This is a genomic window from Clostridium sp. UBA1652, from assembly GCF_002320975.1.
In the GTDB taxonomy this organism is placed as follows: Bacteria; Bacillota; Clostridia; order Clostridiales; family Clostridiaceae; genus Clostridium_T; species Clostridium_T intestinale.
Genome location: NZ_DCLI01000076.1, coordinates 1 through 15,048, shown reverse-complemented (window position 1 = coordinate 15,048; position 15,048 = coordinate 1). Strand labels below are relative to the sequence as shown.

Genomic DNA, 15,048 nt, shown 5'->3' with positions numbered 1-15,048 from the left:
ACATCAATATTTTTTTTACATATAATATATTAAAACTAAAGCTTATAATAAAAATACCATCTCCTCTAATGCTTAGAACCCCTATACTATTGTATAGAGGTTCTTTTAGTTTTCTGTCTTCTTTAATGATTTTTATTTAATATAGTATATATAATTTTCTTTTCTAACCGCAGGGTTAGGAAGTTCACAGTCTGGATAACCAAGAATGCAAGCTCCAACCCCACTATAATCCCCATCAACTCCCCATTTTTTCAATAAAGCTTTTCCTTCTTCTGATTCAAATGTCTCATAAACACGATTAATCCAACAAGAACCTATATTTAGTGAATGAGCAGCATTCATCATATTACCCATGCACAAACTTCCATCTTTTATATTATTTTTATTATTTTTATCCCCTAGTACAAGAACAACCGTAGGTGCTCCATAAAAAGGTTTGCTCTTAGGATTTGGGCTAAAGCTTGCATTTAACTTTTCCAATTCTTCAATAGTCTCTTTATCTTGAACTGCAATCAGTATAGCACTTTGCTTTCCCATAGAACTTGGAGCATAGCTACCTGCTTTAAGAATTATATCTAACTCTTCACTTGAAATCTGTTCAGATTTGTATTTTCTTATACTTCTTCTTTCTAGTAAATCTTTAACTGTTTGATTCATGTTAATCCTCCTTTATCTTTTAGAAATGCTTTTTCTTTTGGCACTTAAAGATTCGTTTATATGTACCATATTATGTCTTGTTGCTGGCATTAATATGATACCTGCCACATTTTTTCTTCCCCAGAAATCTATGAGCCAATTTGAAGCTTCCACATCTAGAACCGCGCCTTCATCTATAATCCTTTGTAATTTTTCTTTATCAAACTTTCTTTTCATATCTTCATTGCTTAAGCTTCCTATGATTGTCCTTGTTTTTTTACCTACAGCTATTCTATAGTTTTTTAGCTCTTGTATATTTATATTTTTGCTAAACTCTAATATCTCTTCAGAACTTAAAGCATTTCCAGTGTCAATAATTTCAGTATTTATTTTTTCTTTCCAATTTCCAGAATTAAATACTTGCTCATCTCCTGCAACTAATAAATTCATTGTTATGTCTTCAATTCTACTAGAGTGCCATAATCCATATGCTATAGTACGTCCTTTTTCATTAATTGAAGTTCTAAATATTTCATCCTCTAAGTCTTCTAAAAGCTCATCTTCAAAAGTTTTCTCATCAGTTCCTGATACATAAGATGAGTGTACCATAGAATGTACCATCCTAGCTAAATCCTTACTTTCCTCAACTTTATCTTTTTTTAGAATTATTTCCCTCAATTCTTTTAAATGTTTATTCCAAGTTTTAAAATCCATACTAAGCCCCCTCTTTTATTTATTGAATTATCCTAATTATACCACATTCCAATTTATTCATATTAAACAAAAAAATATCCTAAAATTCAGTTCTGAGTTTTAGGATACTTCTATTTAGTGACTAATTTGTTTGGGTTTGTTTTGGTGTAATTGTTACTTCTCCTTTACCTGTTACCACAAGTAAATATTCTGGTTTCATAGGGATTGTATCTATTTTAGTTGAATTAGGGTCAAGTTCTATATGTTGAATCGGAATATATTCCTTATCAAAAATTAGTACAAGAACTGGGTCAGTTTTTGAAATGTTATTAACTGAGTATATGTTGCCTTCAGAAATATTAAAATCAGCTAAATCATATATGCCTTCTTTATAAGTTGTTTCAACTGCAAATACAGTCTTTGAGGGATTTACATTAAAAAATAGACATAAAAAAATTAAAAATAAAACGATACACTTCTTCATTATATTACTCCTTTATTCTTTAGGACTTAGATATATCTGCCCTTTGCCAACAACCAAAATAGTATAACTAGATTTTAGTGGTACTGTATCAAGCTTTTGTATAGTTGGTAAAAGACGTATAGATTCTACTATAACTAAATTTTCATCCAATATATATAAGTACATTTTATCTGCTGTTGAAACGTTTTGAATAGTGAATACACCAGACTTTGATATATTAAGATCTGATAAAGTATAAATCCCTTGTTTAAATACATTACTAACTGCAAAAGCAGATTTACTTGTAACTATATTAAAAGATAAACATAAAATAATTAGAAATACCTTAATAAATCTTCTCATTTTTCACACACCTTTCGTTTTTATTTTACGTATTAAATATAATAATATTCATAAAAAGAGATAGCTATAAAATCCATAGCTATCTCCCTTTTACCTTATTCAAATTTCTGTATATCCTTCTTCTTGTAATAGAACTTTTAATTTATAAAGAGTCTTATCTCTATATCTTATTGCGTGCATATAAGGATCATTTTTATAATCTGAATAGGCTTTTACTGTTTTATCTTTGAAGAATATAAAATCTATTAATTCTGATTCTTCTTCAGTTAATCTTTTTAAAACTATTTCTAAAGCTTTATAAATATCTTTTTTATAAATTTTATCTTCGATAGAATCAATTTTATTTGACAAGGTTCTTACAAATATATCATCCATGATTAAGCTTTGATGACCATTAGTTTTCGCCAAGGTTCCAACATTTCTACCTATATCCTCGAGACAATTCCTTATGACTTTTTCTGCATAAGCAGTGAAAGTTTTTTCTCCTAATCTATACTTATCAACAGATCTAATTACTTTAAATAGGCATTGATTTATTATTTCATCTACTTCATATTCCTTGATTGTATTTTTTCTTACATATTGGTTAGTCAAGTTTTTTGCCATATCATAGTATTCCTCAGCTAATATATTTTTAGCTTCTTTGTTTCCAGATTTACAACGGCATACAAGATCATCAATATAAATATAACGATCCATAACTTAATATCTCTTTGTTTGTTTTTTTTATAATTAGAATCATATTTTTCTCCTTAAATATAAGAATTAATACATTTTTCTCTGTATAATTCTATATATATGCAAAAACCTACAATGTTGCGTGGTAAATATAGGTAAATAAAAAAATGTAGTGATTCCTAAACTAGGCCATCACTACATTTCAAGCTTTTTGCTTTTTATAAATTTTTAAATATTTATTAATTCATGAGTGGTTTCTTTAGAAATGCTATATATCTGAGTTCCTAAAGCTCTTCCTATTTTATCTCCTACAGCATATAAGTCTTCATATGAAGAATCTGGATTAATATTTCTAAAAACTAAGTTTCTAAAAACTAAGTTTCTAAAAATATCCTTTCCTTCCTTATCTAGTCCAGCTTTATATTTAACTATTAAATATAAAGACGTCTCTATAGCTTCAACCATGATTACTTTCCCCCTTAATTATAATACTTTCTATATAATCAAGTACGGAGTTTATGATCTTTTTAACGTATCTTTGCTATATAGTTATTCTATATTTTTATAATAAATAACTGTATCATGTAACCCACCTTCAGTAGATTCCGCATATTTAGGTATTCTTCCTGCTTCAATATAGCCCTTAGATTTATATAATAAATTAGAAATATCGCCAGCTCTTGTATCTAATATTATAAGGCTTCTTTTTTCTTCAACTACTCTTTTTTCTGCCGCTTCCATAAGAGTTTTTCCAACTCCCATTCTTCTAGAATTAGGCTGTACTAAAAGTTTAGCTATTTCTGCTCTATGTTTTCCATTCTGCTTCATGCATAAATGTAGCTGTATAGTTCCAATTATCCTTCCATCAACTTTTGCAACAAAAAGTATAACCCCATCATTTAAAACCTTGCTCCAATACTCTTTTGAAACCTCTAAACTTAAGGGTGCTAAAAATCCAACTGAAGCTCCTGAATTAACTACATCCATTAATAATAATGAAAGTTCTTCTAGAGTTTCACTTGTAATTTCTTTTAATTCTATTATTTCAAAATTGTTATTCATAATGTTCACTTCTCTTTCTGCTATATTTCAAATCACTTTTATTAATATTCTAGCATATACAAAAATAAGGTTGAGGTTATAAACCTCAACCTTATCATCTTTAACAGTTTTGAATGTCATTCCAAAACTACATTATTCATTTTTATTACATTACTCTTCTAGCAGCATAGAAGGACCAAATCTTAGATACTTTTACTACATCTCCAGTTTGAGGTGAATGAATTATTTGTCCATTACCTACATATATACCTACATGTCCAGGATTGCTAAATACTAAATCTCCTACTTGAAGATCAGAATAACTTACTGGAACTCCATCATTAACTTGAGTAAAGGTTGTTCTAGATAAAGACACTCCAACTTGTCTAAATACATATTGTGTAAATCCTGAGCAATCAAATACATTAGGACCTGTAGCTCCAAAAACATATCTAGCTCCTAATTTACTATATGCAACAGAAAGTAATGCCGAACTAGAAACATTTCCTCCATTTCCTCCTCTGCTTAGAGTTGGGGCTGTTTTTTGTGAAACTAGATTTTTAGCTTTTTCAATTAAGTCAACTAACTCATTATCAACAGTTGAACTTTTAACACTCTTTCTTAATGCTCTTAATGTAGTTATTGCGTTATTTAAATCATCAACCGAACTACCTGAATTATTCACTATATTAGCAAAAGGTCTGTATAGATTTCTTTCAGTTGTAACCAAATCATCAGCTATTTTATCATATTCTGCCTTAGCCCTATCAACATATACTTGTTGTTCTTCTTTTTTAACATTTAGTTCATCTAATTTTACTTTATTATCTTTATTCAAATCTTCAAGTTCTTGAATTTTTGTTTTTAATGTCACAATATGGTCATCATATTCTTTTTGTTTAGCTACAAGCTCGTCTATAATTTGTTTATCTAAACTCATTATCCTACCAACTGCTTGAGCTTTAGATATAAAGTCCCCTAAACTGTTAGCACTTAATAAAACACCTATATAACTTTCTTGTCCACCTGATTTATATAGAGCTCTCATTCTAGCTCCAAAAAGCTCTTCTTTTTCTGCTAATTCTTTTTTACTTTTTTCAATGTCTTTTTTAGTGTTATCAATTTCTCTATTTGTATTATCAATTTTAGTATTATTTTCATTTAAAGCAATTGCTATTGGCTGTATTTGAGCATCTAAGTCATACACCTTATTTTGTAGCTCAACATACTTGCTTTTAGCATCTTCAGCCTTTGCATTCTTTTCATTAATCTCTTGTTGTTGTTGCTGAGTTATAGGTTCTGCCCATGCTTGTGTCCCTACTCCTAATATTAATGTTGTCGTAATTAAACCAGATATTAATCTTTTTTTCATTCTCATACCAGCATTACTATCTTAATAAGTAACACTTTCCCCTTTCGATTATCAGTAAACTAATATCATAATAACACTTGTCCCTATAATAGCCAATGTCAATTCATTCCATTAATAATCCTTTACAATTTCTTAAAAACGCCACCACTCCTTATATACTGCGAAAGTTGGCGGATGTAATTCTTACATTTTTCTTAATATTTCATTAATGTTAATTTTTTGTGAACAAGCTTATTTGTTTATTAATAAATTTATCTGAATAACGGGGTGGAGGATAACCTTACAATCTTTCACTTACCTTTTATTAATTCTTTAAGATCTCAAAAGAATTAATTATATAGATAACTACCTCTCCTCTATGTGGTTTAGACCAAGATTAAATATTCCTTTAACATGTTCGTCGTCTAAAGAATAATAAACAACTTTCCCTTCTTTTCTATATCTTACAAGCCTAGATTGTTTTAAAACTCTTAGTTGATGAGATATCGCAGATTGAGTCATACCAAGTAATGCTGCTATATCACATACACACATCTCAGCTTGAAATAGAGCACATAATATTTTTATTCTTGTCGTATCACCAAATATCTTGAATAAATCAGCTAAGTCGTATAGAATCTCTTCTTTGGGTATACACTCCTTAACCCTAGTAACTATATCATCATGAATTACTGTACAATTACAACTTTGAATAACTTCTTTTTCTTCCATAAAACCCTCCTCCTCATATATACACATATAAATGTTCATTCATGTGCCAATTGTATTGAAATATAAACTTAATGTCAACAAGACACAAAAATATAATCATATGCTTTTGGCTTGTTTTTAATACATTTTTAATATCACCCTTATAAAATTATAAATAAAAGATATACATTCCCTTTCTTAAAAAGAAAGCATCAGGCAGCTTTTATGAAACTTGTAACAATAATTATTTATATTCATATGATGTATTATAGTTAATAGTTTTTTGTTCATAACCGATTCTCCTAACCAATTTTTTATACGAGTTAAGTCCCTTTACAGGGGCTTTTCTTATAAAATATATTATTTGTTATGTAAAAAGACACCATCTAACGCCAAACTTATCAATGAAATCCACACACAATCTACTAAAGTCGCAAGGCTCTAGTGGAAATAAAGTCTTGCTCCCAACTTTAAGCGTGTCATAACCATGTCTAACCATATCCTCATTTCTTTCACCATAGTGAAAACAAAATTGCATTGTACTGCCTATTCTGACTTACTTTAACTCCTTTACTTTATCAAAACATTCCTCAGACAAATCTAACATATTATTTTCTTCATAAATTGATCCTAGGCTTGCCCATAATTTAATCTCTTCAGGATGCTTCTCTATACTTTTCTTCAAAAAATCTATCGCAACACTAAATCCATTATTATTTTTATAATAATTACCTAACAGTTGATAAGCCCTTATATCATCTTCGTTATAAGCTATATAGGCCTCTAAACATTTTATTTTAGTATCTAAGTGATCATTTGTCCATATATCAGTAACCCATCCAGATTGCTTTATATCCTTACTAAAATTATTTTTTAAATTCCCCTCAAATTCATCCAAGCTTATTCCTAAAGCATTTTCAAAACTTTCACTAAATATTTTATCCTTACAACCAAGTATTATATCTTTAATGACACTAGAGCTCTTTAGATTTATTATTTTATAGATCGCGTAATGACTCTGCATATAAGCACTAGTATTTTCATTGTTAGTATTGTTTTTTTCCCAATCTCCATCATTACTTAATTCTCTTAATGAAATGAAATCTAAATCTTTATCATAATATATGTCCTTATTTGCTATATACTCAGATACACCTTCATTAAACCAAATTGGCAATTTTTCAATATCAATATTATTTTCTTCAAGAAAATTGCTATATACTGAATGAAAGTATTCATGAGAAAATGTATTTTTAAACGTAGAATCTCCCCAACCTTGTAAAATATCGCCTTCATATTTAGAACTCTTTCCATCAAATATTATTCGTTGATAAACATCATTAACATTCATATACATTGTATTAGTTGGAGTATTATAGTATCCATCCATATCTGACATGTTTCCACTTGCTTTATGCCTCTTTATAAATACATCCTCATCATAATCAAGTTGTATAGTAAGCTCCTTTGATGATATATATCCATATAATTCATTACTTTTCGCTTCTAATTCATCTAAATACGCAAAAATCAGTGGTAGAGCCGGACCTACATCCTTGCTATGTAGTATTTTATAGTTTTTATAATGTGTTTCTTCAAAACCACTTTTGTAATCATCGCTCTCCGCACTTGTCATAGCTATTTTATTTAAGATAAATATTCCCTTACTTTTGATATACAGACCTCCACAAATAACAAATAAAATACAAATAATACCTATGGTATAGATTGATTTTCTTTTTTTAACTAATCTCATATTTTTCCCCCATTAAATTCTAACGATATTCCTTTATTATGAATCCAATTCCTGCTCTATTAATATAATTGATTCCTCAACTTCACCAATCATTTCAACAGATATTTTTCTTACTTCAGTGTTAAATTTATCATTATACTTTTGTACATCCTTAAAAGCCTTATCAAGTAAGTCAATAGAAGATAACTTCCCAACTGTCATATGAGGAATATATTCATATCCTAAATCAAATTTCTTTAACTTATCTTTATATAAAATATCATGAATCTCTTTAATTATCTCTATGCCTTGTACTACATTTAAAAATAAGTAGTTTCCATACTTGTCTACCTGTTTTCTAAAACCTTGTAATTCAATCTCAAATGGTTTTATATCTTTTAAAGCCTCTTTTAAATATAGACTAAGCTCCTCATTACTTAACTCATCCTCAAAAGGAAAAACCAATGTAATATGAGGCTCTACAAAATCTGATAATGGATCATATTTCTTTCTGATATTATTTATAATGTGCATATTTTCAAACTTAGGAAAAATCATTATAACTCTTGTATTCATAATATCACTCCTTTACTAACTTATTTATAAGGAGAACTCTAGTTGATAATCTCTCCTATCAATTTCATATAGTTCTTTATTTATTTCCTCTACTTCTTTACATCCTAATTTAAAATAAAAGGCAATAGTTTCTTCAGCTGAACCAGCACAGATATAAATCTTATCCGCATCCCATTTTCGTACTTCCTCTGTAGACAGCATAAACAACTTTTTACCTATTCCTTTATTTCTATAATCTAAAGTTATAAATAATTGATCTAATAAAACATACTTATACTTTTCTCCAAAAACCTGTGGATTAACTGTAGCAAACCCTAGCAACTTATTATCTAGATTAAAAGCACCTATTGCACTTCCCCCACTTAAGATAGTTTCTCTTAAATGACTTATGTGATATTCATACCCATTAGGCCAATCCTCGTCTTGGTAGTTTATTTCAACTAGTTGACGTTTTCCTTCTATTTCTCTCCATGCCTTTCCTATGTATTGAGATGGATCTATTTCCTTTATACATTCACATTCTTCTAATGATAGTTTTCTATATACTAACTCCATACTTTCTGCCTTCCATCCTATTTTCTCCAGTTAAATACAATCGCCCATTAATTTATTCCAATTATATCATATCATGGTATATAATTGGACAAGATTTACATCATATAGGCATTTAAGTGTAAAAAAGCCGCAAATTCAATCTATGAATATTGCGACTTCTTAATATTTCTATACACCTAATCTATAATTTTCAATATCTCTATATTCTCCAAACTTCATTCCCACTTCTTTTATTGTTCCACAAAACTCAAATCCAAATTTCTCATGAAGTTTTCTACTAGCTTCATTTCCTGCTGTTATAACAGAAACTACAGTATGCGTTCTTTCGTCTTTTTTAGCTTCATCTAAAGTGAATTCCATAAGCTTAGATGCAACCCCTTTTTTTCTGTAATCTGCTCCTATATATATTGATAACTCTACGGTACTCTTATAGGCTTCTTTCTCCCTATAGGAAGATAAACTAGCATAACCTGCAACACAATTATCTATCTCCGCAACAAATAATGGATGGTTGTGTATGTTGTGCTTATAAAACCATTCTTCTCTTTGCTCCAAGGTTCTTGGTTCTAAATCTAAAGTAGCAACTCCGTTTTTTACTTCATAATTATAAATTTCTAATAGTTCTTTTAAATCTGTTATTTCAGCTTTTCTTATTATCATATCCATTAATTCCTTTGCTATTTAATTTTTTTATTATCATTGTTTTTATTTCTAAGCATTCCATACTTGTTTTCAGGTAAATACTCAAACTTGTGTTTATTATAAAGTAAATCTGCTGGGCGATTTGCTATTAAGCAGATATAACTATCTTCATGTGTATTTTCTTCAAAATAAACATCAATAGCCTTCATAATTTGTTCTGCTAAGCCTCTTCTTTGATAATTCTTGTCCACCATAATGTCACTCACAACATAGGTTATTCCACCATCACCAACTACTCTACCAAAGCCAATTAGTTTTTCTTCATCATATAGAGCTACTATGAACAAAGAGTTGTTTAAAGCAATTTCACTTCTTTTTAAATCTTTATTCCCCATGCCAGAACGTAGTCTAAGACTCACATAATCCTCAGCCGATGGGGCTCCATATACAACTTGTATATTCATCTATTGCCCTCCATAGCTTTCTATTTATCTATTAGTTTATAAATATTATATTGCTTACTTGGCTAAGTTTTCAACATATAATTTCCCTAGGTTCCGATATTTCTTTACTCTAAATCAAAAAGTAATATATCACCTTTAGAAGTCTTAATGTAATACTTATTTTCATTTTTATAAAAATCATTTTTATTAACTTGCTCTTCTGTAATATCAGATTTTCCATACTTGTCTTTTGAGTTATCATATTTATACATTATAGAATCACCACTATACCATAAACTAAAGTAAATAGGATCGCCTTCCTTAGTGAGCTGTACAATAGTTAAATCACTACTTTCGCCTTTCTCTACCTTAAATAAAAACTCATCAAGTTTTTCAACATTATGCTTATTAGAAATCCCAGAAACTGCATATCCCTTATTAATATCTGATTCCATATTATACAAAGCTGACTTACACGAGGTCAAAGAAATCATTAAGAACATAATAAATACCATTTTTAATATTTTCATCTCTTATCTCCCCTTGATATATTCACTCTCTAAAATTGACATAACAATTAAAGACTCATAAACTCCTTCATGTAAAATACATTCTCTCAAAATTCCTTCTTCTATAAAGCCTTCAGATTTATATAGATTTTGTGCTCTTTCGTTTTTTTCTCTAACATCAAGCCATAATCTATGTGCTTTTAACTCTTCAAAAGCAATCTTTTTAATCAACTTTAATGATTCTCTTCCAAAGCCGTTTCCTTTACTTGATATCACAAATCTTCTAAATTCAATCTTTCTATTTGAATTTGTTAATCCTGCTATAATTATATATCCAACCTTTTTCTTTGCAGTCTTATCTTCTACTATTAGATGAAGAATATCCTCTTGAACTAATGCATTTCTATGTTGTTCTTTTGTCCATTGTCCAACATACTGAGCATTATTAGGTTCTCTTTCGCATTTAACTACAAAATCTAGGTCGCACTCTTTTGTATTTCTTATTATTATGAAATCAGATTCTATTTGAACAGTTCCAGTGTGTCTTAACATTTTGTACCCCCAAGTTTATAATAGCCCTAACTATAACTTTATCCCATCTGCATCTAGTCTTAATTTATAAAAAAATGCTAACCAATTTGGTTGCTTTTCTACTTCACTAACTAACTTTAACAATGTTCTTTTACCAATTCTTCTATCCATTACTGCAAGCATTCTTACAAGCCTATTCTTAGAATTTATACTTTCGATAATATTAGAGCTTTTATATTCATATATAGCCCTTGTAAAATCATAAATTTCAAATACACCATCTTTATGAGCTATATCTCTAATTTTATCTTCAATTATCTCGTTCTCTTCCTCGTATAGATACCCCTTATCTGTGTATTCTCTACTTGGTGCTTTAAGCTCATTTTTAACTCTTAATTCCTCTAACCTATACCCTTTAACATAAAAATCATAAGGATTACCTTTAACTACTTCCTTCCCATCAACCCTAACACACACCCTCCCATACTTATCTGGTGCGTTATGGTAATGAGTAAGAAAATATTTAACTCTTCCTTTCAAAGAATCACAAATTAAATCCTCTTCTAATTCTCTTCTAAGTCCACTCCACGATTGTCCCATCTCATTTACCCCAATCTTACAAAAATTAATTTAGATTAAATAAATTATCCTAGGAATAATATCTACTATCAAAACCGTTAATAATAAAATTATTGCTCCTATAACTTGGTATATATAATACTCTGGATATTTAGTTTTCATCCTCACGCCACTTAATATAAGAAAAATGCATGTTAAGCTAAAAATCAACGTACTAAAGCTTCCATTACTTAAGTTTTCTTTAAAGTCGCCATTACGAAAACTTATAAAAACTATAAAAACTGAAGCTATAATTGAAAAAGCTAAAATTAATCTACCAAGATTCTTATATGATCTTCTTTCCATAAAGTCTCTCCCCTTACTTCACAATATCCAACACTCTTTCAGTTTATTTTTTCTCCAATAGTTTCTTTTTCTCCATATAATTATTAACTTGATTTAATATACTAAGTAGTAATGTAATTACTAAAGATAACATCATAATATCAATATTTCCATTAAAAAAATCAAATAAATGTAATACTGCTAAACTAATTGTTATGATGGCAGATATAATTGATACTATAAACAATACTTTTTGACTAACCTTCATAAATAATCCCTCTTTTCTTTTATTTATAATCCTTCTAAAATTCATCATAAAACTAAGTCTTATAGTAAAATACGGTTTTATAACTATATTTTACAATTATAGGATAATTATATCACAATAATTAAAAAACAAGCCCCATAATAGACTTAATTTCTATAATGGAGCTCATTTTTATTTATTTTTTCTATCTGAAAAACTTTTAATTCGCCAATTCCTAAATCCTTAACATATACTATAATTATTAATTTTTAGAATTCCACTCATCACTTAATTTATCTTTTGCTTCTTCATCAATTCTAGGCCTTCTAACAGTTGAGGTTCTACTAGTTACCTTAATTGTTTTTTCACCACATTCAGGGCACTCATACCAATATTTCATTCCAAGTTCATCATTCTCAAGTACAGGATACATCTGACACTTTGAACAAACTTTAATTCCCATAATTATTCTCCTTCAAAACTATAATTTAATCTTTACTGTAGATAAATTATAACATGTTTTTATGGGATTATTTAATTATCAGAAAAACATTTTTATTGCACAATAGTCTCTTCCCCTTATTTTTTATATTATATTGTTACTTTTTTACAAGGTAAAAAATATCCAAAAGTAAATATATTATTCCCATTATCCTCAATATTTACATATTTATCGAATGAATAGTATTCCATAGAGATTGCAACTTCTGAATAATCAGGAATATATCCATTTTCTTTCATGATTTTCTCTGTTTTACTATGAGCTCCGTTCTCTAAATTAGATGTGTTTCCTTGTATCCATCCAACACCCATCATACAATCAGGAATATCCCTATAAGAAAAGCCTTTTGGAACAGTGGTGTTAGGCTTTACAAATACGCCTGCAATATAAGTAAACTCTTTTCTCTGTGAATTATATTCCCCCATCCATCCAATTGTATCTCCCATGGGAGATACACGTTCAGGCATGCTTTGAAGAAAATCATTTGTTCCATCACTTAACATTTTCCTCCATAATTCTGGTACAGGATTTTTCTTACCTACTATAACCTCTTTACCTATAACCCTAACAGAATCAAAGTTTTTCACTTCAAAAGAAATTTTTATTTTCATAAAGCTACTTCCCCTTTCTGCTTAACATCTCATATATAATTATATACCTTAATTCACATATTTTTCTAATGCTATATTATGAAATAAATACTTATTTCATAATAATTTTAAAATACTTGGTACTATTTTTTATCACCATTAATAAAAAACTCCTCAAAATTCATCTCTGAATAATACGGTATTTGAGAGTATTATATTTCCAGCCACTTATTTATACTTTTTTTCCCACTTAAAATAACTACATTTTTTTATCTTTTTTAGCCTCGTTGAATAACTTTTGCCTTTCGTTTTTCCTCTTCGGATAATCAATTAAGATATACTTCACAATATCAATATCAATTTTTTCTATACACCCTTCCGTAATATCAGGACGGTGAGTACCTCGATACTTTAAATATCTTCTCACAAATCTATACAAACACGTGAATCTATTTATTTCTAGGAAAATAATTGTATCACATCTATTATACCTACCATCTTTTTTGTAATAATTAAACCTATTACCTTCATATATCCACCTATCTTTTTCTGATATACCTTTAGCTATGTTTATCTGTTCATTTACTGGACGTTTCTGCCAATTATCTAACCAGAAAATTTTATCATTATGATAAACTGGTATATTAAGTTTACTTCCGATAATATTCGCCAAAGTAGTTTTACCAGACCCTGATGAGCCAGTTATCCATATTCTCTGCATTTTATTTTCCTCCATATAAATAATAAATTACAATTGAGAATTAATTAAATCATATTATTCTAACGTCCTATTATTCAATTTCAAAGCTAAGCCCTTAGTTAACGATACTCTTTAATGCATCAAGCCTTTTAGCTTTTTCATAAGCCTTATGTAAAAATTCTTTAGGAGATAAATCCTCATAAGCCCAGTTCATAGGCTCTATTGCAATGGCTCCTGAGTAATTAGTTTTTGCTATTTCTTTCATCGTTTTTGACCAATCAGTAGTTCCATCAAAAGGTAAACCATGCTGCCCACGACTTCCGTTATTATCATGTAGATGCAGAGCCATTAACCTTGAACCATACATAGATAAAAAATCCTTTTCAGGATAGTAGCGATAATGATGTCCACAATCATAACAAAATCCTATATGCTTAGAATCTATTTTCTCTAATATATATGTCAAATTAACAAGATTCCTTAAATTCTCAAGTGCAACATTAACCCCAAGCTGCTCAGCTTTTTCAGTAATTTTTTTCATTCTCTCAAGTCCTAATTCATTGTGTGTATGATCTTCATCAGGCAGATGTACAACCATTGTTGGAATATCAAATTCAGCACAATCTTCAATACATTTTAAATAACATAGAGTTAAAGCTTCTCCATCTAAATTGTTACTCCAAAGGTTGTTTTGATTTTGTATTGGGGTGTGAATATTTTCTATAAAAAGACCCGCATCCCTAGCAATTTGTGGTCCTTTTCTATATTCGTTACGTCCAAAATTCTCACTCCACCATAATAAAACCCCATCAAATCCTATTTCTTTTATTAACTTGTAACGTTCCTTTATAGGCAATTCATATCCAAACCAATCATAAATTGTAATCATAATCTACTTCCCTTCTTCCCACTCTTCTTTTAAGATTGCATATATTACATCATCTGTCCATTCATTATTAAACCAAAAACTTTTCTTAAATTGCTTTAGCGTCCAAAGGCTTAATACCTATCAATTCTAATCGTTCTGTTAAAACATCTATTTCTTTAATATTCATTACTTCCCTCTCTCCTTATGCTTTATGTAAAATTGTCTTTATGTTCTAATTATATTATCACACTTGTATTGCATAATATAAACTATTAGTGTAATAATTATATTGAGACTAACTATATGAAGTC

24 protein-coding genes and 1 pseudogene are annotated in these 15,048 nt (G+C 29.0%); all 25 read right to left on the bottom strand.

Features of this window, described 5'->3' with window-relative positions; genetic code table 11:
• Window positions 1-132 precede the first annotated feature (132 nt).
• On the bottom strand, window positions 133-657 hold the full coding sequence (locus B3N22_RS15435; protein ID WP_286908547.1) for a nitroreductase family protein: 525 nt from the start codon (window positions 655-657) through the stop codon (window positions 133-135).
• A 12-nt stretch (window positions 658-669) separates the two neighbouring features.
• The gene (locus tag B3N22_RS15430; RefSeq protein WP_286908545.1) at window positions 670-1,350 is read right to left on the bottom strand and encodes a DinB family protein; all 681 of its coding nucleotides are present in this window, start codon (window positions 1,348-1,350) and stop codon (window positions 670-672) included.
• A 121-nt stretch (window positions 1,351-1,471) separates the two neighbouring features.
• Window positions 1,472-1,813: a hypothetical protein gene (locus tag B3N22_RS15425; RefSeq protein ID WP_286908543.1), complete on the bottom strand. Its 342-nt coding sequence runs from the start codon at window positions 1,811-1,813 to the stop codon at window positions 1,472-1,474.
• Between the two features lie 12 nt (window positions 1,814-1,825).
• Window positions 1,826-2,155, bottom strand: coding sequence for a hypothetical protein (locus tag B3N22_RS15420; RefSeq protein ID WP_286908541.1), 330 nt, complete (start codon window positions 2,153-2,155; stop codon window positions 1,826-1,828).
• Between the two features lie 99 nt (window positions 2,156-2,254).
• Complete coding sequence (locus B3N22_RS15415) at window positions 2,255-2,854, bottom strand: sigma-70 family RNA polymerase sigma factor (protein ID WP_286908539.1); 600 nt, start codon at window positions 2,852-2,854, stop codon at window positions 2,255-2,257.
• A 207-nt stretch (window positions 2,855-3,061) separates the two neighbouring features.
• Window positions 3,062-3,298 (bottom strand): DUF1659 domain-containing protein, encoded by a 237-nt coding sequence (locus B3N22_RS15410; RefSeq protein ID WP_286908537.1) that lies wholly within the window; start codon window positions 3,296-3,298, stop codon window positions 3,062-3,064.
• Between the two features lie 84 nt (window positions 3,299-3,382).
• Complete coding sequence (locus B3N22_RS15405) at window positions 3,383-3,895, bottom strand: GNAT family N-acetyltransferase (protein ID WP_286908536.1); 513 nt, start codon at window positions 3,893-3,895, stop codon at window positions 3,383-3,385.
• A gap of 145 nt (window positions 3,896-4,040) precedes the next feature.
• Window positions 4,041-5,246: a C40 family peptidase gene (locus tag B3N22_RS15400; RefSeq protein WP_286908534.1), complete on the bottom strand. Its 1,206-nt coding sequence runs from the start codon at window positions 5,244-5,246 to the stop codon at window positions 4,041-4,043.
• 345 nt (window positions 5,247-5,591) lie between these two features.
• The gene (locus B3N22_RS15395) at window positions 5,592-5,957 is read right to left on the bottom strand and encodes an ArsR/SmtB family transcription factor (protein ID WP_286908532.1); all 366 of its coding nucleotides are present in this window, start codon (window positions 5,955-5,957) and stop codon (window positions 5,592-5,594) included.
• Window positions 5,958-6,303: 346 nt separating this feature from the next.
• On the bottom strand, window positions 6,304-6,474 hold the full coding sequence (locus B3N22_RS15390) for a VOC family protein (RefSeq protein ID WP_286908530.1): 171 nt from the start codon (window positions 6,472-6,474) through the stop codon (window positions 6,304-6,306).
• An 18-nt stretch (window positions 6,475-6,492) separates the two neighbouring features.
• Window positions 6,493-7,692 (bottom strand): tetratricopeptide repeat protein, encoded by a 1,200-nt coding sequence (locus B3N22_RS15385; protein WP_286908529.1) that lies wholly within the window; start codon window positions 7,690-7,692, stop codon window positions 6,493-6,495.
• 36 nt (window positions 7,693-7,728) lie between these two features.
• Entirely contained in the window at window positions 7,729-8,247 is a 519-nt protein-coding gene (locus tag B3N22_RS15380; RefSeq protein ID WP_286908527.1) for a 2'-5' RNA ligase family protein, read from the bottom strand.
• A gap of 24 nt (window positions 8,248-8,271) precedes the next feature.
• A complete protein-coding gene (locus B3N22_RS15375; RefSeq protein ID WP_286908525.1) occupies window positions 8,272-8,802 on the bottom strand; it encodes a GNAT family N-acetyltransferase in 531 nt (176 codons plus the stop codon).
• A gap of 168 nt (window positions 8,803-8,970) precedes the next feature.
• The gene (locus B3N22_RS15370; protein ID WP_073022495.1) at window positions 8,971-9,462 is read right to left on the bottom strand and encodes a GNAT family N-acetyltransferase; all 492 of its coding nucleotides are present in this window, start codon (window positions 9,460-9,462) and stop codon (window positions 8,971-8,973) included.
• 17 nt (window positions 9,463-9,479) lie between these two features.
• Entirely contained in the window at window positions 9,480-9,908 is a 429-nt protein-coding gene (locus tag B3N22_RS15365; RefSeq protein WP_286908523.1) for a GNAT family N-acetyltransferase, read from the bottom strand.
• 104 nt (window positions 9,909-10,012) lie between these two features.
• Window positions 10,013-10,417 carry a DUF4362 domain-containing protein gene (locus B3N22_RS15360; protein ID WP_286908521.1) on the bottom strand — a complete coding sequence of 135 codons (405 nt, stop codon included), beginning with the start codon at window positions 10,415-10,417 and terminating at the stop codon, window positions 10,013-10,015.
• 3 nt (window positions 10,418-10,420) lie between these two features.
• Entirely contained in the window at window positions 10,421-10,948 is a 528-nt protein-coding gene (locus B3N22_RS15355) for a GNAT family N-acetyltransferase (RefSeq protein ID WP_286908519.1), read from the bottom strand.
• Window positions 10,949-10,978: 30 nt separating this feature from the next.
• Entirely contained in the window at window positions 10,979-11,527 is a 549-nt protein-coding gene (locus B3N22_RS15350; RefSeq protein ID WP_286908517.1) for an SF0329 family protein, read from the bottom strand.
• 30 nt (window positions 11,528-11,557) lie between these two features.
• Window positions 11,558-11,851 (bottom strand): hypothetical protein, encoded by a 294-nt coding sequence (locus B3N22_RS15345; protein ID WP_286908515.1) that lies wholly within the window; start codon window positions 11,849-11,851, stop codon window positions 11,558-11,560.
• Window positions 11,852-11,894: 43 nt separating this feature from the next.
• Entirely contained in the window at window positions 11,895-12,098 is a 204-nt protein-coding gene (locus B3N22_RS15340; RefSeq protein WP_286908513.1) for a hypothetical protein, read from the bottom strand.
• 241 nt (window positions 12,099-12,339) lie between these two features.
• Complete coding sequence (locus tag B3N22_RS15335) at window positions 12,340-12,540, bottom strand: hypothetical protein (RefSeq protein ID WP_073022472.1); 201 nt, start codon at window positions 12,538-12,540, stop codon at window positions 12,340-12,342.
• 128 nt (window positions 12,541-12,668) lie between these two features.
• Window positions 12,669-13,190 (bottom strand): GyrI-like domain-containing protein, encoded by a 522-nt coding sequence (locus B3N22_RS15330; RefSeq protein WP_286908510.1) that lies wholly within the window; start codon window positions 13,188-13,190, stop codon window positions 12,669-12,671.
• Between the two features lie 238 nt (window positions 13,191-13,428).
• Window positions 13,429-13,890: a P-loop NTPase family protein gene (locus B3N22_RS15325; RefSeq protein WP_286908508.1), complete on the bottom strand. Its 462-nt coding sequence runs from the start codon at window positions 13,888-13,890 to the stop codon at window positions 13,429-13,431.
• A 94-nt stretch (window positions 13,891-13,984) separates the two neighbouring features.
• Window positions 13,985-14,758, bottom strand: coding sequence for a sugar phosphate isomerase/epimerase family protein (locus B3N22_RS15320; RefSeq protein ID WP_238902468.1), 774 nt, complete (start codon window positions 14,756-14,758; stop codon window positions 13,985-13,987).
• Between the two features lie 3 nt (window positions 14,759-14,761).
• Window positions 14,762-14,848, bottom strand: a pseudogene (locus B3N22_RS23650) (GNAT family N-acetyltransferase); the annotation flags it as partial.
• Between the last annotated feature and the right edge of the window lie 200 nt (window positions 14,849-15,048).